At 33.9% G+C, this 18804-nt stretch carries 14 protein-coding genes, 1 tRNA gene and 1 pseudogene; 12 read left to right on the top strand and 4 right to left on the bottom strand.

The genetic code is table 11. The features are described 5' to 3' along the window. Nucleotides 1-127 precede the first annotated feature (127 nt). Entirely contained in the window at nucleotides 128-1447 is a 1320-nt protein-coding gene (locus ACQKCJ_RS11620; RefSeq protein WP_271336347.1) for a DUF5074 domain-containing protein, read from the top strand. A 237-nt stretch (nucleotides 1448-1684) separates the two neighbouring features. Here the strand turns inward: ACQKCJ_RS11620 and ACQKCJ_RS11615 are convergent. Further along, nucleotides 1685-1757, bottom strand: a tRNA-Phe gene (locus ACQKCJ_RS11615). 99 nt (nucleotides 1758-1856) lie between these two features. Between ACQKCJ_RS11615 and ACQKCJ_RS11610 the strand changes: the two genes are divergently transcribed. The 6 genes from ACQKCJ_RS11610 (at nucleotide 1857) to ACQKCJ_RS11585 (ending at nucleotide 8096) form a co-directional block, all read left to right on the top strand. Continuing rightward, nucleotides 1857-2591 carry a type III pantothenate kinase gene (locus ACQKCJ_RS11610; protein WP_271336348.1) on the top strand — a complete coding sequence of 245 codons (735 nt, stop codon included), beginning with the start codon at nucleotides 1857-1859 and terminating at the stop codon, nucleotides 2589-2591. Then, entirely contained in the window at nucleotides 2584-3816 is a 1233-nt protein-coding gene (locus tag ACQKCJ_RS11605) for a hypothetical protein (protein WP_271336349.1), read from the top strand. The genes ACQKCJ_RS11610 and ACQKCJ_RS11605 overlap by 8 nt, the downstream gene beginning before the upstream one ends. Nucleotides 3817-3867: 51 nt before the next feature. After that, nucleotides 3868-4425: an LPS export ABC transporter periplasmic protein LptC gene (lptC, locus tag ACQKCJ_RS11600; RefSeq protein ID WP_271336350.1), complete on the top strand. Its 558-nt coding sequence runs from the start codon at nucleotides 3868-3870 to the stop codon at nucleotides 4423-4425. 2 nt (nucleotides 4426-4427) lie between these two features. Then, nucleotides 4428-4622 carry a hypothetical protein gene (locus tag ACQKCJ_RS11595; protein ID WP_427402076.1) on the top strand — a complete coding sequence of 65 codons (195 nt, stop codon included), beginning with the start codon at nucleotides 4428-4430 and terminating at the stop codon, nucleotides 4620-4622. Between the two features lie 3 nt (nucleotides 4623-4625). Continuing rightward, nucleotides 4626-5888, top strand: coding sequence for a hemolysin family protein (locus ACQKCJ_RS11590; RefSeq protein ID WP_271336352.1), 1263 nt, complete (start codon nucleotides 4626-4628; stop codon nucleotides 5886-5888). A 108-nt stretch (nucleotides 5889-5996) separates the two neighbouring features. After that, a complete protein-coding gene (locus tag ACQKCJ_RS11585) occupies nucleotides 5997-8096 on the top strand; it encodes a peptidylprolyl isomerase (protein ID WP_271336353.1) in 2100 nt (699 codons plus the stop codon). Between the two features lie 133 nt (nucleotides 8097-8229). On the opposite strand, the gene ACQKCJ_RS11580 is transcribed toward ACQKCJ_RS11585, so the two are convergent. Next, entirely contained in the window at nucleotides 8230-9147 is a 918-nt protein-coding gene (locus ACQKCJ_RS11580; RefSeq protein WP_271336354.1) for a GYDIA family GHMP kinase, read from the bottom strand. Between the two features lie 118 nt (nucleotides 9148-9265). Beyond that, on the bottom strand, nucleotides 9266-10579 hold the full coding sequence (locus tag ACQKCJ_RS11575; RefSeq protein ID WP_271336355.1) for a hydroxymethylglutaryl-CoA reductase, degradative: 1314 nt from the start codon (nucleotides 10577-10579) through the stop codon (nucleotides 9266-9268). A 182-nt stretch (nucleotides 10580-10761) separates the two neighbouring features. On the opposite strand from ACQKCJ_RS11575, the gene ACQKCJ_RS11570 reads away from it, so the two are divergent. From ACQKCJ_RS11570 to ACQKCJ_RS11550, 5 genes are all read left to right on the top strand, one after another. Further along, complete coding sequence (locus tag ACQKCJ_RS11570; protein ID WP_427402075.1) at nucleotides 10762-12933, top strand: S9 family peptidase; 2172 nt, start codon at nucleotides 10762-10764, stop codon at nucleotides 12931-12933. Nucleotides 12934-12969: 36 nt separating this feature from the next. Beyond that, complete coding sequence (locus ACQKCJ_RS11565) at nucleotides 12970-14646, top strand: peptide MFS transporter (protein WP_271336357.1); 1677 nt, start codon at nucleotides 12970-12972, stop codon at nucleotides 14644-14646. Between the two features lie 78 nt (nucleotides 14647-14724). Continuing rightward, complete coding sequence (locus ACQKCJ_RS11560; protein WP_271336358.1) at nucleotides 14725-16383, top strand: peptide MFS transporter; 1659 nt, start codon at nucleotides 14725-14727, stop codon at nucleotides 16381-16383. Between the two features lie 14 nt (nucleotides 16384-16397). Further along, a complete protein-coding gene (locus ACQKCJ_RS11555) occupies nucleotides 16398-17882 on the top strand; it encodes a peptide MFS transporter (RefSeq protein ID WP_427402074.1) in 1485 nt (494 codons plus the stop codon). A 53-nt stretch (nucleotides 17883-17935) separates the two neighbouring features. Next, nucleotides 17936-18403, top strand: a complete 468-nt coding sequence (locus ACQKCJ_RS11550; RefSeq protein WP_271336360.1) for a thioredoxin family protein — start codon at nucleotides 17936-17938, stop codon at nucleotides 18401-18403. 241 nt (nucleotides 18404-18644) lie between these two features. On the opposite strand, the pseudogene ACQKCJ_RS11545 reads toward ACQKCJ_RS11550, so the two are convergent. After that, nucleotides 18645-18804, bottom strand: a pseudogene (locus tag ACQKCJ_RS11545) (IS5/IS1182 family transposase); the annotation flags it as partial.

Raw genomic sequence — 18804 nt, 5'->3', positions numbered from 1 at the left:
AAAATCATTACAACCTTTCGCTGTATAATATGCTGTGCTTTTACAAAAGTTTGTTTATAGAACTTTTGTTAGAGTAAGCTGTATTTCGATTTAAAGATTTAAGTACTAAAATTTTAAATATTTAATAATGAAAAACCAATTTTTTTCCAGGCAATTAATTGCAATTGCTTCTTTGATGATGCTTACAGTTTCGTGTAATAATGATGATGATTTTACAGCGCCTCCTGTAATAAAAGGCGAGCAGCAATTGAAAGATACTTTGACCATTGGAAAAACACTACAGTTAAACTCGAAATTAGCAGATAGAAAAAATGTGTCCTTTGAATGGGCAGTAAATGGAAGTGTTGTAGGGTCTGATTCTACTTATGTTTTTAAACCGGAAACCAGAGGTGATTTTAAAATTACAATGACAGCCAAAAATGAAGGTGGAAAAGTAGCTCTTACCTATGATATCCATGCATACGGAGCATATGAGAATGGTTTTTATGTAATCAACGAAGGATGGTTTGGTCACGGAACAGGAACGGTAGGGTTTTATAGATACGATACAAAAGCCATAGAAGATAGTGTTTTTGTAAAAGTAAATCCGGACAAAGATTTAAAACCGGCATCCTCTACATTAGAATTTGGAACTATCATTAATAAAAAACTATTTTTAGTTTCTAAAGTTGGCGGACCGGTAGTAGTAGCAGATGCTTATTCTCTAAAAGAAGAGAAAAGAATCCCTGCAAAAGGCGGAAACGACTGGCGTGCGGTAGTAGGTATTGATGAAAATCAAGCTTTGTTAACAGCCAGTAAAGGGATATTTAAGCTTAATCTTAATACGATGGAGGTTAGTGGGCAAATCGAAGGCGTTACAGGTCAGGTAGGAGATGTTGTTAAGGCAAACGGTTATATTTTTGCATTGTCAGCTACAAAAGGTGTTATTGTTATTAATGCTTCAACATTGACAGTCGAAAAAACGATTCCGGGAATAGTTTTAGGATTTGCTGTTACCGATGATAAAAAAGTTTGGGCTGCAGGAGGTAAAAATCTTATCAGTATAGACTCAAATACGCTTGAAGTAAAAGAAATTGCATTAGGTTTTCAGGCTTACGGAAGTTGGGGAGCATGGCATCCGGGATCTATAACGGCTGCTAAAAATGATATTTTTATTGCTAAAAATGGTAGTTTTAGCGGTGGTAAACAAGTGTATAAGTACAGTGGTACTCCAGAGTCTCTTAGTGCGCCTTTTATTACATTAACAAATTCAAATATCTTATATGGGGCAGGAATTGGATATGATCGAAAGAAAAACACTTTGGTGGTAAATACAGTAAATGAAGGTTTTGGTGTGAATTTCGCAATCAATAATCTTTATCTGTTCAATGCTGACTCAGGAGCTAAAACAGAATCCGTAAATTATTCAGGATATTATTTCCCTGCAGTTTCGGTGTTTCATCAATAGTTTTTTTTGGAACCGGATTTTAGAAAAAAAAATTAACTGCAAAGATAGCAAAGTAAAAAACGCAAAGTTCGCAAAGCTTTATCATAAAGCTTTGCGAACTTTGCGTTTTTAAACGTAGTCCTAAATAAAAAATCTTTGCGCTCTTTGCGGTAAAAAAACGGTCAATTTTCGGATTCTTGGCGGTTGAAAAACTATTAAAAACAAAAAACCCGAATATTTCTATTCGGGTTTTAACGGTGGTGCCTCCAGGGATCGAACCAGGGACACATGGATTTTCAGTCCATTGCTCTACCATCTGAGCTAAGGCACCGTGCTGATTGCGGGTGCAAAGATAGAATCATTTTTCATTTATCCAAAACATTTTTTTAAAAAAATCAATTCGTATCTTCGCACTGATAAAAAAGTAAAGATGATTTTAACGGTTGATGTTGGAAATACTCGAATTAAAGCAGCTGTCTTTGAGGGAAATACTGTTCTTGAAAATTTTGTTTTTGAGAAAAATGAGCTTGAAAAAAAAATTGAAAAAATTTTAGAAAAATTTCCAAACTGCTCTGATTTGGTTGTTGCATCAGTTGGAAACATCGATAAGCAATCTTTTTTGACGTTCGAAAACGAATTAAAAATTCATTTTTTAACGAATGAAGATGTTTATCCTTTTGTAAATAAATATGCGACCCCAAAAACGTTAGGGATCGACAGAATGGTTTTGGCTTCGGGAGCAACACTGCAGTTTCCTAAACAAAACAGATTAGTCATCGATGTAGGAACCTGCATTACCTACGATTTTATCGACGAAAATGATAATTATTTGGGAGGAGCCATATCTCCGGGATTACGATTACGTTACGAAGCATTGCATAATTACACCGCTAAACTGCCTTTGCTGGCTTTTGAGGCGCCTGAGTTGTATATAGGAAACTCAACAACACAAGCCATTCATTCCGGCGTTGTAAATGGGTTCGTCTATGAGATTGACGGTTTTATCGATGAATATCGAGCAAACTTTTCAAATTTTATAATAATTTTAACGGGAGGAGATGCAGTTTTTTTGGCTAAACGATTAAAAAATACCATATTTGCCAATTCAAATTTCCTTTTAGAAAGTTTGAACCAAACATTTCAATATAAAATCGACAATGATTAAAAAAATTATAGTAAGCGCTTGTTTGCTTATCTCGTTCGTTTCATTTGCTCAACAGGGTACAGCTTCTCCTTATTCTTTCTTCGGAATTGGAGATGTCAGATTTAGAGGAACTCTTGAAAATAGGTCTATGGCAGGGGTTTCGGTAGAGCAGGATAGTATCCATTTGAATATTGAAAATCCATCCAGTTATGCCAGTTTAAGACAAACTGTTTTTACAGTTGGAGGAACATTTGGTTCATCTACTTTAAAAACTACAGATGAATCTGCAAAAGCACAAAGATCTACTTTTGATTATTTAGCGTTGGGAATCCCAATGGGAAAATTTGGAGCAGCGTTTGGTTTAGTACCTGTAACTTCAGTTGGATATAAAATTCTAAATGACCAGACAGCGATAGTAGACGGAACAAGTTCACAACTTCAGGGAAAAGGTGGAGTTAATAAAGTATTTGCAGGTTTAGGATATAAAATTACACCTAAGTGGAATATTGGAGCTGATGCACAATATAATTTTGGTAAAATTACAACTACAAGTGTTGAGCTTGCTACAGGAGTTCAAAACGGTACTCAGGAAACAAATACTTCTGAGTTGTCCGGGGTTAGTTTTAATATTGGTACTATGTATCAAACAAAAATTGATAAAAAATTAAGTTTGTTTACGAGTTTGAGCTATACTTTTGCAAGTACATTAAACTCAAACAGTACAAGGTTTATTACGGTAGATGGTGATCCGGATCCTTATGAAGGAGCTGCACAGGAAACTAATTTAAAACTGCCAAACAAAATAACATTTGGTGCAGGTATAGGACAGGCAAGAAAATGGTTAGTAGGTACTACACTTGCTTTTCAAGGTAACGGACAACTTGCGAATTATTATAATGCAGCAGATAATGTGCGTTATGAAAAGTATCAGAAATATGCAATTGGTGGATATTATATCCCTAATTACGCTTCATTTACCAGTCATTTAAGCAGGATCACGTACAGAGCCGGATTAAAATACGAGAAACTGGGTCTTGTTGTTAATAACGAATCAATCAATGATGTGGGAATGAGTTTAGGTGCCGGGATTCCTCTTGGTAACGGATCTTTCTCAAATGTAAACGTTGGTGTGGAATTTGGTAAAAGAGGAACAACTTCTGCAGATTTGATTCAGGAGAACTATTTCAACTTTAGTTTGAGTTTTTCTTTCAATGACAGATGGTTCGTGAAAAGTAAATTCAACTAAAGATACACTTTTGCGTTTTTTTAAGCTCGTACAATTTACTACATTTGGCAAATGAATTTACCAAAGAGATATATTATAGCGGTTGTCACAGTTTTTACTGTGACACTGTTTTTTGGATGCGAAAGTAATTTTAAGGAAGTTCAGAAAATTAATTTCTCAGAGTTTGTTCCCGGAAGTGATGCAGATACTGTTAATATCAAATACACTGATTCCGGATTAATTACAGGAGTTCTTAAAAGTCCAAAAATGTTAGATTATTCCAATTTGGATTTCCCTTTTACGGAGTTTCCAAAAGGAATCGATGTTACATTATACGATAAAAAACAAAAGCGTACTTTTATAGTGTCAAATTATGCGGTTTCGTATAAGCCAACCGGCATAATAGATTTACAGGGAAAGGTCAAAATTACATCAGAAACAGGGCAGATACTCGAAACGGAACAATTGTTTTTCGATCAGAAAAATGAATGGTTTTATACTGAAAGAAAGTTTAAGCTTACAGATGCAAAAGGAATTTCTTACGGTCAGGGAATAGATTTTAGTAAAGATTTTAAAGTGATTAATTCGCAACGAGTAAGTGGCGAAATAGAATCAGACGAAAAAATATAATTATGAATTATTTAAAATATACACAGTACGTTTACTTGGCATTTGCCGTTTACTTTATTTATGACGGAGTTATAAAAATAAACGAAGGTAATAATGGTGCTACCCTGAGTTTTATAATTGCGGGTATGGCAGTTTTTATGTTCTTCTTCAGGAGAAAATTTGCCAGGAAATTTGATGATCGTAACAAAAAACAGTAAAAAATGGAAATTGGTATTATAATACTATGTTTAATACTATCAGCATTTTTTTCAGGAATGGAAATAGCTTTTGTTTCCTCGAATAAAATTTATCTTGAAATAGAAAAAAAACAAGATAATTTTTTATCACAAATCTTAACGAAACTTACCGAAAATCCCTCGAAGTTTATCGCTGCAATGCTTATTGGTAACAATGTCGCATTGGTTGTTTATGGTTTTTATATGGGAGATTTGATTCTGGAATGCATTGTCAATTTAGGATTTCATTTCTCTGATTTAACAAGTTTATTGGTTCAAACCATACTTTCGACTTTTATCGTTTTAATAACAGCAGAGTTTTTTCCTAAAGTTTTTTTTCAGATCTATGCCAATTCATTAATTAAGTTTTTTGCAATTCCGGCATATCTGTTTTATAGGCTGTTTTATTACATTTCCACTTTTTTTATCTGGATATCAGATTTTGTATTGCAAAAATTTTTCAAGACAGAGGGCGATCAGGTTCAATTGTATTTTAGTAAAATAGAACTGGGAAATTATATTACAGAGCAAATGAATTCTGTTGAAGATGATGATGAAGTAGATTCCGAAATTCAGATTTTTCAAAATGCTTTAGAATTCTCAGGAGTAAAAGCACGCGATATAATGACACCTCGTACAGAGATAGTCGATATTGATTTGTTTGACAGTATTGCAGAGCTTAAGGAGTTGTTTATAGAAACAGGTTATTCTAAGATAATAGTCAGTCAAAACTCAGTAGATGATATTGTGGGTTATGTGCATTCATTTGATCTGTTTAAAAAGCCCAAAACAATAAAATCAGTTTTAATGACTGTTGAATTTGTTCCTCAGACTATTTTGATAAAAGATGCGCTGAATTTATTGATTAAGAAAAGAAAGAACGTAGCGGTTGTTTTAGATGAATACGGAGGGACCTCAGGGATCATTACAATAGAAGATATAGTTGAAGAGCTTTTTGGAGAGATTGAAGATGAGCACGATTCAGATGAAGAAGAGTTGATCGAACAGGAATTAGGCGAAGGCAGGTATTTATTTTCTGCCAGATTAGATGTTGAGTACTTAAACGAAACTTATAAGTTATCTATTCCTGAAGAAGATTCTTATGGAACATTAGGCGGTTTTATTGTTAATTCTACCAAGGAAATTCCTCAAAAAGGTGACGAAATAGTGATAGACAGCTATCATTTTGTGATTGAGGAAGCTTCAAATAAGAAAATCGAATTGGTGAAATTGACGATAAAAGAGTGATTTTTTAAATTAATGAAAAAAATTGTGTAAAATAAAACCCTAGTTGTATTGTTATTAACTAGATAATTGTATTTTCGCAAACTGAATATAAAATTAACGATAATAAAAATGGCAGTTTTAGCAAAAATTAGACAACGTTCGGCTTTATTGATAGGTGTTATTGCACTTGCATTATTTGCATTTATAATAGAAGGTATCTTTACCTCTAAAGGTGGAGGATCTAGTGCAAAGGATGTAGGAAGCATCGACGGAAAAGATATTTCATTTGAAGACTTTAGAGTTAAAGTTAGTAATGCTGAAAAAAGTGGTCAAGGAATTACTTCCACTGAAGCTGCAAACAGAGTTTGGGATCAAGAGGTTTCGATCGCATTATTATCATCTCAGTTTGATAAATTAGGATTAAGAGTTGGTGAGAAACACTTACTTGAAGTTTTAAAATCAGATCCGAATATTGGTAAAAACCCAATGTTTTTAAATGCAGCCGGAGCTTTTGATGTAGCTAAATTTAAAGAATACTTTAAAGCTAATCCTGAGGCAGCACAATATATCTCTGAAAAAGAAAAAGATGCTGAATTAAATGCAAAATTCCAAATCTACAGCACATTAGTAAAAGCAGGTCTTTATACTACAGCTAGTGAAGGAAAGTTGAAATATGAAATGGAAGCTAACAAAGTAAACTTTGCTTATGCTGCTGCATTATATTCTTCTATAAAAGATAGCGATGTAAAAATTTCTGATTCAGAAATTGTAGATTATATGAAGAAAAACGAGAAGAAATTCAAAGCGGATGCAACTCGTGAAATTCAATATGTTTTAGTAGAAGACAAAGCTTCAAAAGAAGACGAAGCTGAAATTAAAGCAAAAATCACTGCTTTATTAAACGGAAGAGTAGAGTACAACGCAAAAACAGGTAAAAATGATACTTTGCCAGGTTTTAGAAATGCAACTAACATTGCTGAATTTGTAAACTCAAACTCTGATGTTCCTTACGATTCAACTTATGTGCCTAAAAATGCTTTACCTGCTATCGATGCTGATAAATTATTCAGTTTACCTGCCGGAGCAATATACGGACCATACGTTTTTGGAAGATACTATGCTATTTCTAAATCTTTAGGATTTAAAGCAGGTGTTAATGCAAAAGCAAGTCATATCTTAATTGGTTATGAAGGATCTCAAACTCCAAACCAAAAAGAAAAAAGAACAAAAGAAGAAGCTAAAGCTAAAGCAGAAGAAATTCTTGCTCAGGTTCAGGCAAATCCGGATAGTTTCATGATGTTGGCTTTTACAAGCTCTGATGATTCATCTGCACAACAAGGTGGTGATTTAGGATATTTTGGTCCAAACCAAATGGTAAAACCATTCAATGATTTTGTATTCAATAACCCAATAGGAAAAGTTGGTTTAGTAGAAACTCCTTTTGGATTTCACATTATCAAAATTACTGATAAACAAGACGGAATTCGTTTAGCTACAATTGCTCAGAAAATTGAGCCATCTGAAGCTACTTCTGATAAAGTATTTACATTAGCAACTAAATTTGAAATGGATGCTGCAAAGAAAGATTTCAATGCAACAGCAAAAGAATTAGGTTTAAAAGTTGCTCCTCCTGTAACTGCAAAAGCTATGGATGAAGCATTTGGTCCTCTAGGAAACCAACGTAACATCGTGAGATGGGCTTATGATAAAGAAACTAGTGTTGGAGACGTAAAACGTTTTGAGATCGCTAATATTGGACACGTAATTGCTCAATACAAAAGTGAGAACAAATCTGGTTTAGTTTCTGTAACAGTAGCAAGACCATATGTTGAGTCAATCTTGAAAAATAAGAAAAAAGCTGAAATGCTAAAAGCTAAAATGACAGGTGCTACAATAGAAGCTATTGCTAAAAGCGCTGGTGTAGCAGTTCAACAAGCGGCTGATGTTACTATGGAGAATCCTGTTTTATCTGGTGGAGTTGGACAAGAGCCTAGAGTTGTTGGTAATGCATTTGCATTAACTCCAAATAAAATCTCTGCTCCAATTGAAGGAAATACAGGAGTTTATGTGGTAAAAAATATTAGTACTGTAAAAGCACCTGCTCTTACAAACCATGCTGAGTATGTTGCTAAAGTAAAAGCTCAAAGCGCAAATGATGCAAGTAGAATTTTACCGGCTTTAAAAAGCAATGCTAAGATTGAAGATAACAGATTACAATTTAATTACTAGTTTTTAGTAAATAAAGGTTAAATATAAAACCCGAAACGTTCTAATGAATGTTTCGGGTTTTTTTATGAGTTGTATTTTTTGTTAACGCTCTTGAATGTTTTGAAAATTTGAAGAGACAGATAGTTTTTACTGTCTAATTCAATATCATTTCATTATAGGTAAGAATGGTTTCGTATCCTTTTGAAGCAAAATATGTCGTTGGGTTTTCTTTTGAAATTACCATGACAAAATCTCCTCCCCAGGCTCCAAGGCTTTTTATGACGCCATCAAAATCAGGAAAAGCAGCTTCTTTAATCGTTTTCACTTTTAGAATAGTACTCAAATGGATTTCATGTTTTTCCAAAGCATTCGCAAATTCCTTTAGTGTTTTTGCATTTAAAACCGCCTCAGTAATTTTATTGTTGTCAATGATATTGTGCGCTAAATTTTGATTTTTATTGTTGTAATAACCATTTATCGCTGTTTTGCTATTTTGCTTTTTATTAAGGTAAACGAAATAAATGTCTTGGGTAAAATCCGGATTAAAGCTTACAGATTCCACTAGAGGTAAGTTCTCTTCTAAGCGGTATATAATAGGAGTGTCGTTTTGTGCACAGGCAATGTCGTAACCACTGCCTCCAAAACTATTTTTTAAGAGTGTAAACGCATCGATGTTCGTCCATTGAGCAATGTTGTTCAATAAAGTAGAAGACGTTCCTAATCCCCAGTTTTTTGGGAATGTAAGTTGTGTGCTGATTTTATATCCGTCAGACTTGCTTATAAAATCGGGATTTAGAAGATAGGCTTCATGTAGAATTTGTACCAAAGTTGTCTTTACAGTTTCGGCTTTTGTATCTGTATTATTGATGATCTCAGTAAAAGAAATAGTGTCTTCGTACCAAAGGTGTTCATCAAAATCATAGCTTTTCCACTGAATTTCCTCATTTGAGGCATTCTCTACAATTAAATTTTGTCCAAATTTAGTAGGTAATGCAAAAGCTTTGGCGCCATCTAAGACTAAATATTCGCCTGTAATTAAAAGTTTTCCGTTACTGTAAAAGGTTGTTTTCATGCATGTATGTTTCACATAAATTCCAATCCCAAAGCTTCGGGATAAAATTCCAAATTCCACTTATTGTTGGAATTTAGAATTTATTTAAAGATTTAATAATTGGAATTTATAAATTGTGTTATTTTCTTAGATTCTCAATAAATTCAACTACAGCGCTATGAGATACGGCATTTTTCTTAAAATAAGATTTAATTAAACGACGTTCTTCTTCATTGGCTTCAAATTGGTTAATGATATTGTTTAAGTGCATTTTCATGTGACCTTCCTGAATTCCGGTTGTTGTTAGCGAACGCAAAGCGGCAAAATTTTGTGCCAGACCTGCAACAGCTACAATCTCCATTAATTCTTTTGCTGAAGGTTTTTCGAGTATTTCAAAACAAAGTTTTACTAAAGGATGTAAAGAGGTTAATCCTCCAACAGTTCCTAATGCTAAAGGTATTTCAAGCCAGAAAGTAAAAATTCCGTTTTCGATTTTAGCATGAGATAAACTGGCGTATTGACCATTTTTTGAAGCATACGCATGAACTCCGGCTTCAACTGCTCTAAAATCATTTCCGGTTGCCAGAATTACGGCGTCAACTCCGTTCATGATTCCTTTATTATGAGTTACGGCTCTAAAAGGTTCCACTTCGGCAATCTGAACGGCTTGTAGAAATCGTTCTGCAAATTCTTGTGGATTTGGAATGTGTTTCTCTGTTAAATCTTCAATAGGGCAGGAAACTTCAGCTCTTACAATACAATTTGGGACATAATTTGATAAAATGCTCATGACAATTTTTAAGGTTTCGTCTTCTGAAAATAAATCAGAATTTTGAAATTCATCTTTCAAAGTTGTTGCAAATTGCTCCAGGCAGGAATTTATGAAATTTGCACCCATACTGTCTTTAGTTTCGAAAGTAGCATGGAGCTGAAAGTAATTTTCAAGCAGGCTTCTTTTGTCTTTAAGTTTGATGTCTAAAATGCCACCGCCACGTTGTTGCATGTTTTTGGTAATGCTTTGTGTGTCAGAGAAAAATTTTGGTTTTATTTGCTCAAAGAAAGACTGCAGTTTTTCTGCGTCTCCATTAAAAGTAAAATGCACCTGACCAATTTTTTCAGTGTCAATTACGGTTGCTTTAAAACCTCCTCGTGTAGACCAGTATTTTGCTGCTTTTGATGCTGCAGCAACCACAGAACTCTCCTCAATAGCCATTGGGATAGTTTTATATTTTCCGTTAATTAGGAAATTAGGGGCAACCCCAAGTGGAATATATAAATTTGAAATCGTGTTCTCTATGAATTCATCATGCAATTGTTGTAGCTTCTCGTCTGAATTCCAGTAATTTCTTATAATATTTAGTGCTTCTTCAGGCTTTGAAAAATAAGTATTGGCGATCCAGTTTGTTTTTTCTTTTTTGGATAATTTAGAAAATCCGGCAACAGCGTTGTTCATTCTCAGTATTTTAAATAATAAAGTTGCGGCAAAGATACCATTTTAAGAGTTTTGTTTGCAATGTATTTGAAATTTGGAAAATACGCAAACGTTATTTTTTTTAACATTTAACACTTAAAATGTGTATTATGTTCATTTTTTTTACTAAAATTGGGCTCTTTTTTATATTTAAAATAATTCTAATGAAATCAGGTAAAATTACTGTAATACTTTTGTTTTTAGTTGCTACCGTTTTTGGTCAACAGAAAATTACTGTCGAAAATATTTATAGTGGTGTATTTAGGGCGAAAGGAATGGATGAATTGCAATCGCTAAAAAATACAGATCAATATACGGTTTTAAATGTAGATCAGGCAAGTAGAAGTATGCAGATTGATTTATATGATTTTGCAACCCTCAAAAAAGTGTCTAATTTAATCGATACTAAGAATCATAAGGCGCTTGCTGAAGGAATTGACAGCTATACTTTTGATGCTTCTGAAAAAAAGATCCTGATTGCATGTAATACAAATAAAATCTTTCGTCACTCTTTTACGGCAGATTATTTTTTATACGATATAACGACTAAGTCACTAACGAAACTTTTTGATTTTCAGGTTCAGGAGCCAACGTTCTCTCCTGATGGAACCAAAATTGCATATGCAAGAGAAAATAATTTATATGTTTATGATGTAGCTTCTAAAAAATCGACCGCTGTTACAACTGACGGAAAGAAAAATGCCATCATTAATGGTATCACGGATTGGGTTTATGAAGAAGAATTTGCATTTGTCCGGGCTTTTGACTGGAGTAAAGACAGTAAAAAACTAGCTTATATTCGTTTTGACGAAAGTCAGGTTCCTGAATTTTCGATGTCAATGTTTCATAAAGATTTATATCCAACAATCGAAACCTTTAAATATCCGAAAGCGGGAGAAAAAAATTCAGAAGTTTCATTACATATATATGATGTAGCAGGTAGTGCGGCTAAAAAAGTTAATTTAGGAAATTACAATGACTTTTATATTGCAAGATTACAATGGACAAATGATAATAATGTATTATCAGCTCAGGTTTTAAACCGTCATCAGGATAATCTTGATTTATTATTTGTAGATGGAACTACGGCAACTGCAAAAGTGGTTCTCAATGAAAAAGATAAAGCATATGTCGATGTTACAGACAATTTGACTTTCTTAAAAGATAATAGCTTTATCTGGACAAGCGAAAAAGACGGTTTTAATCATATTTATGTATATGACAAAACCGGAAAACTTAAAAATCAGGTTACAAAAGGAAACTGGGAAGTAGTATCTTACTACGGTTTCGACGAAAAAACAAAAACTATTTTCTATCAATCTACAGAAAATGGTTCGATCAACAGAGATATCTACAGAATTGCTTTAGACGGAAAAAATAAAGTACGTTTAACTTCTAAAACAGGAACTAGTGCTGCGACTTTCAGTCCTAATTTCCAATTTTTTATTACTACTTTCTCAAGTGCATCTCAGCCTACGACTTATACTTTAAATGAGTCAAAAACAGGAAAAGAAATTCAGGTAATCGAAAACAATCAGGCACTTTCAGCTAAATTAGTGGCTTATAATTTACCAACAAAAGAATTTTTCGTTTTAAAAACGGCAAAAGGAAACGAGCTTAATGCGTGGATTTTGAAACCGAAAGACTTTGACCCTTCTAAAAAATATCCTGTTTTCATGTACCAATATTCTGGTCCGGGATCTCAACAAGTAAACAATGATTGGAATAATAGTGATGATTACTGGTTTGCTTCATTAACACAACAAGGTTATATTGTAGCTTGTGTAGATGGTAGAGGAACTGGTTTCAAAGGTGCTGATTTCAAAAAAGTAACTCAAAAAGAATTAGGGAAATACGAAGTAGAAGATCAGATCGATGCTGCAAAAGTAATTGGTGCTTATCCTTATGTTGATGCTTCAAGAATTGGAATCTTCGGATGGAGCTATGGTGGTTTTATGGCTTCAAACTGTATTTTTCAGGGAAATGATGTGTTTAAAATGGCTATTGCTGTTGCTCCGGTAACCAACTGGCGTTTTTATGACAGTGTTTATACAGAAAGATACATGACGACTCCACAGGAAAATGCAAGCGGATACGATCAAAATTCTCCAATAAATCACGTTGATAAATTAAAAGGTAAGTTTTTATTGATTCACGGATCAGGCGATGACAACGTTCATGTACAGAACTCTATGCAAATGATGGAAGCGTTGATTCAGGCGAGCAAACAATTTGATTCTCAGATATATCCGGATAAAAATCATGGTATTTACGGGGGGGCAACCAGAATTCAGCTTTACAATAAAATGACTAACTTTATCAAGGAAAATTTATAATCTAAAACTTTAAACCAAAAACAAATAATGAATAAAATGGGAGAAACTCAAGTAAAAACTGCGCATCCAAAAGGGCTTTGGGTATTGTTTGGAACGGAGATGTGGGAGCGATTCAATTTCTATGGAATGCGGGCTTTATTAACTTTATTTCTTGTGAATTCATTATTGATGAAGGAAGAAGAAGCATCTTTGATTTATGGTGGTTTCCTTGGGTTGTGTTATCTAACGCCAATGTTAGGTGGTTTTGTAGCCGATCGTTTTTTAGGTAACAGAAACTGTATTTTATTAGGCGGATTGATGATGGCAGTTGGGCAATTGTTATTGTTTACAAGTGGTAGTCTTTTTGATTCAAATCTTGGTTTGGCAAAAATCATCATGTATTCTGCGTTAGGGGTTATTGTTTTTGGTAACGGATTCTTCAAGCCAAATATTTCCAGTATGGTGGGGAGTTTATATCCTAAACAGGAAAAAACAAAATTAGATAGTGCCTTCACTATTTTCTATATGGGTATTAACATTGGGGCTTTTTTAGGTCAGTCTATTTGTCCTTTGTTAGGTGATGTTAAAGATGTAGGAGGAATTAGAGATATCCATGCTTTTAGATGGGGATTTATGGCGGCTTCTGTTGCGATGTTTTTAGGAACGATCCTTTTTTACTTTTTAAAAAATAAATATGTGGTTACTCCGGAAGGAAAACCATTAGGAGGTTTACCTTCTAAAAACGATGCTTCTGATTTTGAAGAAGGAGAAGCGCAAAAAGCTAATTTTTCTAATAAAGCTTTGGTCATTGCAGGAATTGCATTTATCGCTTTAGGATTCTTTTTTCATTATGTTGTAGGTCAGAATTTAATCTATACACTGATTTACTCAAGTGGTTTATCATTGGCCGGATTAATTATCTCAGATACTTCTTTAACTAAAATCGAAAGAGACAGAATTATAGTTATCTATATCGTTTCATTCTTTATTATCTTCTTCTGGGCAGCTTTTGAACAAGCAGGTTCGTCATTAACTTTTATTGCGGATAATCAAACAGACAGAAATTTCTTTGGCTGGTTGATGCCACCTTCAATGGTTCAGATTTTTAATGGATTGTTCGTAGTTATGTTAGCAGTTCCTTTCAGTATACTTTGGGATACTTTAAGAGCTAAAGGTAAAGAACCTATTTCTCCGGTAAAATTAGCCGTTGGTTTAGTTGTAATTTCTATTAGTTTCTTTATGATCGCTACACAGGTTTCGTATATCGGAACTTCAGGATTATTATTGGTAAAATGGTTGATCTTATTGTATTTCTTAAATACATGTGCTGAGTTGTGTTTATCACCAATTGGTTTATCATTAGTAGGTAAATTATCTCCAAAACGTTTTTCTTCTTTATTATATGGCGTATTCTTCTTGTCGAATGCATCAGGTTATGCTTTAGGAGGAACTTTAGGTTCTATCTTGCCTGCAACTGGTGATAAATTTGCAAAAGCAAAAGAATTAGGAATTGATCTTCAGGGAGTTTTAGATAATAAAATTGTACCAACTGCAGAGCAGTTAGCTTTATTAGATCAGCATCAGATTAGCGCTCACAATCACTTTTTTGCAGGATTTGAAATCCATAATTTATATGAGTTTTTTATGGTATTTGTTGTCCTTACAGGTATCGCGGCAATTGTATTATTTGCTTTAACTCCATTCCTGAAAAAAATGATGCACGGTGTGCGATAAATGATAATAATGATATGTAAAAAATTACCTATAGGTTTAGACTTATAGGTAATTTTAATTTTAAAAGAGTTTATAGTTATGTGGAAAAAACACCCAAAAGCACTGCCTTTTTTGTTTTTATCTGAAATGTGGGAGCGTTTTGGTTACTATTTAATGATCGGAATCTTTACTTTATATCTCAAGGACGTAAAGGATGGTTTTGCCATGACCGAGAAAGAAGCTTCTGATTTATATGGAACTTTTATAGCATTGGTTTTTTTAACTCCTTTTATTGGCGGTCTTGTTGCTGACAGGTATTTAGGTTATAGAAAGTCTATTGTTTTTGGTGGGATTTTAATGGGTATTGGTTACTTCTTAATGGGAGTACATGATATAACGGTGCTTTATATTGCCATGACTTTGGTAATTATAGGAAATGGTTTTTTTAAACCCAATATTTCAACCTTATTAGGAAGTTTTTATTCTAAAGAAGAGTATAAAGATAAAAAAGACGAAGGCTACAATATTTTCTATATGGGAATTAATGTTGGCGCTTTTATTTGTAATTTCTTTGGTGCTGCATTGCAGATCCTTTTAGGGTGGCATTGGGCTTTTATGGCTGCTGGTGTTGGTATGTTCATAGGTGTTATTGTATTTTTATTAGGTACAAAACATTATGTAGGCTACGATCAGAAAAAAGGAGTTCAGGAAGGAGATATGCCGTTTTATAAAATTATCCTGTTTATTTTATTGCCTTCTGTTGTTTTTGGAGTAATAGGCTGGTTGATAAAAGGTGTTGCTTCAGAAACTAATTTAGACAGTTATATCTTTGGTTCAGATAGTACAGATGCTTTTATTTTTGCCTGTATTCCGATTGTTTTCTTTTATGGTTCACTTTATTTTAAAGCCAAAGTAGAAGATAAGAGGCCAATTGGTGCTCTGCTGGCTATTTTTGGCGTAGTGATTTTATTTTGGGCTGTATTTAAGCTCAATGGTTCGGCACTTACTACCTGGGCAGATCGTTATACTGACAGAGAAGTAACCGGGACAGCCGGTCAGGTAGTTGGTAAACTAAAATTAGCAAAAGAAGTCGAATATAAAAAAGAGTCCACAGAGCTTTATGATCATCAGTTTCGTTTACAAAAAGTAAATGGAGTCGTAGAGACAGAGGTAAATTATCCATTATATTTTAGAAATGTTGCTCCGGAGAAATTACCTGAAGAAGGGGCTAAAGTGCATCTTTGGGCAACTAATTTGAGTCAGTCAATCAATCCGGCCTGGGTAATTATATTAACACCTTTGATTGTTGCGTTTTTCTCATTTTTGCGATCCAGAAAAAAAGAACCCTCGACACCTACGAAAATTGCTTTTGGTTTGTTAATTTCGGCGTTGTCTGTTTTGGTCATGGTAGCAGCTGTAGAAATTGGTCATGATGGAGCAGAAAAGGTGAGTGCCTGGTGGCTGGTGGCAAATTATGGAATCATAACAATCGGGGAACTATTCCTGAGTCCAATGGGATTATCAGTAGTCTCAAAGTTAAGCCCTGTTAATATCACTTCCTTAATGATGGGAGGTTGGTTTTTGTCGACTTCGATAGGGAATAAGTTGAGTGGAGTTTTGGCCAGTATGTGGGATACGTACGATAATAAAGCCAACTTCTTCTGGGTAAATTTTGCACTGTTAATGTTTGCAACTGTACTAATGTTTGGTTTGGTGAAACAGCTTAACAAGGTGATGAAAGAAAAAGGAATTAATTAATTATTTATAAATAAATGGAGCAGAAGATCACTTTAGAGGAGATTCAAAATTTTAAAGGCAATTACCCGAAACAATTGTGGTATTTGTTTTTTGTTGAAATGTGGGAGCGTTTTTGTTTTTATGGAATGCGTGGTGTTCTTGTTATTTTTATGGTAGATCAGCTTTTTTTGAAAGAAGATCATGCCAGTGAGCAATATGGAGCTATTCAGGCTTTTGTATATGCTTTTACTTTTATTGGTGGTATTTTTGCTGATAAAGTTCTGGGGTTTAAAAAGTCATTATTTTTTGGTGGAATCGTTATGATTTTAGGGAATCTTTTGATTGCTATTGCCCCTCATGATTTCTTTTATTACGGAATTGCTTTTTCGATTATAGGAACTGGTTTTTTTAAGCCAAATGTTTCTTCGATGGTTGGAGAATTGTATCATGAAAACGACGGTCGTAGAGATGCCGGTTACGGAATGTTCTATGCCGGAATAAATGTAGGCGGACTTTTTGGTGGTGCTTTATGTGTTTATTTAGGGAAATTCTATTCGTGGCAATTGTGCTTTTTATCAGCTGCAATTGTAATGTTTTTAGGTTTGATTACCTTTTTGTTTACTAAAAAGCATTTAGGGCCAATTGGTGATTCTCCATTATTACACTTAGATGTCAATAAGAGAAGAATTCGTGAAATAGCAGTGTATGCTGCGTCGATTTTGAGTTTGCCTTTTATTTTTATAATGGTTAAGAATACTAAGTATACAGATTATTTCATGTATACTATTGGTACAATTGCCGTTTCATATTTCGCATATGAATTGTTTAAATTGGGAGATGCTAAATTACAAAAGAAGCTTTTTGCAGCATTTCTGTTTGTGTTTTTCTATTTCTTGTTTAATTCTATTTACGAACAAAGTGGCGGATCATTGTCGCTTTTTGCAAAAGACAATCTAAATGATCAGTTATTGTTTTTTACAATTGATCCCAATGTTGTCAATAACAGCTCAAATACTTTTTTTGTAGTAGTTTTGAGTCCGCTTATTGGTTTGTTATGGATCTGGTTAGGCAAGCGAAAAATTGAACCTAATACTTTGATTAAATTCGGAATTGGATTTTTGTTCCTCGCGGCTTCTTTCTATATCTTCTATCTTACTAAATTCTTTGCAGACGTAAAAGGTATTACTTCATTGAATGTATTTACGTTTGCCTATTTGATAACTACTATTGGTGAGCTTTGTTTGGGGCCAATCGGAATGTCGATTATTACCAAACTTTCTCCAAAAAGACTCTTTGGGATGATGATGGGATTATGGTTCCTGGCAAGTGCTTTTGGGCAATTGGCTGCAGGTAAACTTGGGGCAGAAATTTCCAGATCAAATACAGGAGATACTTTAGTTTCTAAGCTGCAATCGTATACAGAAGGGTATTATCAACTGGCAATTTATTCGCTTATTGCGGGATTGGTTTTGTTGGCAATTTCGCCATTTATTAGAAAATTAATGCAAGAAGTAAAATAGACGACATTTTACAATTCTTTTTTTGTTTAAATTTGTCAAAAATTAAAAGGATCATGAAAAAGATATACTTAATAACATTGTTTTTAGTTGGAGCTTTTGCAACACAAGCGCAAGAGTTAAAATGGTACACTGATGTAAGAGAGGCGATTACTGTAAGTAATAAAGAGCAAAAGCCAATGTTAATGTTTTTTACCGGAAGTGATTGGTGCGGATGGTGCATTCGTTTGCAGAATGAAGTGTTGAAAACACCGGAATTTACTAAATGGGCCAAAGAAAATGTTATTTTAGTTGAGCTGGATTATCCTAGAAGAACACCGCAAACGCCTGAGATTAAAAATCAAAATAACGAATTGCAGCAAGCTTTCGGAATTCAGGGATTTCCAACCGTTTATTTTACCAGCGCTGAAGCAAAAGATGGTAAAGTCAATTTTAAAGGGCTTGGGCAAACAGGTTATGTTGCGGGAGGTCCATCTGCTTGGTTAACAGTTGCTGAAGGAATTGTTCATCCAAAGAAATCTTAAGAAGTATATTATACAACAATATTTTTGCAAAAGCTCCCTGTGTTCTCAGAGGGCACTGAAAAACATCCCTTATTTTTGATCAGGTTTATTTTTTAGACAATAAAAAACGCTTATAACAGGATTTAAAAATATCCGTTATAAGCGTTTTTCGTTTTATAACTGTTTTTTATTTGCGGTTACATAAGTCTGTTTTTGACTTATAGAGAGGTGTTTTGAGTAATCATGTTTGGGTTGTAATTTCTTATATCAATTTCAGTATTCTTTTTAAATTGACCGTAAAAATAGCCATTGCACCTTGCATACTATCTATCCCATAAGATGTTGCTCTGTCATACCCATGTACATTTTTTAGTTCACTGTTTTTGGCTTCTATTTTGTATCGGTGTTTTGCTTTGTCTTTG

This window comes from Flavobacterium sp. NPDC079362, from assembly GCF_050267765.1.
Lineage (GTDB): Bacteria > Bacteroidota > Bacteroidia > Flavobacteriales > Flavobacteriaceae > Flavobacterium > Flavobacterium azizsancarii.
The sequence above is the reverse complement of the archived record's forward strand: the minus strand, read 5'-3'. Positions and strand labels throughout refer to the sequence as shown.

Coding starts and splice junctions, on each gene's coding strand:
- ACQKCJ_RS11595 (WP_427402076.1), top strand. CDS start 4,428: ATGAATTATTTAAAATATACACAGTACGTTTACTTGGCATTTGCCGTT.
- ACQKCJ_RS11560 (WP_271336358.1), top strand. CDS start 14,725: ATGTGGAAAAAACACCCAAAAGCACTGCCTTTTTTGTTTTTATCTGAA.
- ACQKCJ_RS11565 (WP_271336357.1), top strand. CDS start 12,970: ATGGGAGAAACTCAAGTAAAAACTGCGCATCCAAAAGGGCTTTGGGTA.
- ACQKCJ_RS11580 (WP_271336354.1), bottom strand. CDS start 9,147: ATGAAAACAACCTTTTACAGTAACGGAAAACTTTTAATTACAGGCGAA.
- ACQKCJ_RS11620 (WP_271336347.1), top strand. CDS start 128: ATGAAAAACCAATTTTTTTCCAGGCAATTAATTGCAATTGCTTCTTTG.
- ACQKCJ_RS11555 (WP_427402074.1), top strand. CDS start 16,398: ATGGAGCAGAAGATCACTTTAGAGGAGATTCAAAATTTTAAAGGCAAT.
- ACQKCJ_RS11605 (WP_271336349.1), top strand. CDS start 2,584: ATGATTAAAAAAATTATAGTAAGCGCTTGTTTGCTTATCTCGTTCGTT.
- lptC (WP_271336350.1), top strand. CDS start 3,868: ATGAATTTACCAAAGAGATATATTATAGCGGTTGTCACAGTTTTTACT.
- ACQKCJ_RS11575 (WP_271336355.1), bottom strand. CDS start 10,579: ATGAACAACGCTGTTGCCGGATTTTCTAAATTATCCAAAAAAGAAAAA.
- ACQKCJ_RS11550 (WP_271336360.1), top strand. CDS start 17,936: ATGAAAAAGATATACTTAATAACATTGTTTTTAGTTGGAGCTTTTGCA.
- ACQKCJ_RS11570 (WP_427402075.1), top strand. CDS start 10,762: ATGAAATCAGGTAAAATTACTGTAATACTTTTGTTTTTAGTTGCTACC.
- ACQKCJ_RS11585 (WP_271336353.1), top strand. CDS start 5,997: ATGGCAGTTTTAGCAAAAATTAGACAACGTTCGGCTTTATTGATAGGT.
- ACQKCJ_RS11590 (WP_271336352.1), top strand. CDS start 4,626: ATGGAAATTGGTATTATAATACTATGTTTAATACTATCAGCATTTTTT.
- ACQKCJ_RS11610 (WP_271336348.1), top strand. CDS start 1,857: ATGATTTTAACGGTTGATGTTGGAAATACTCGAATTAAAGCAGCTGTC.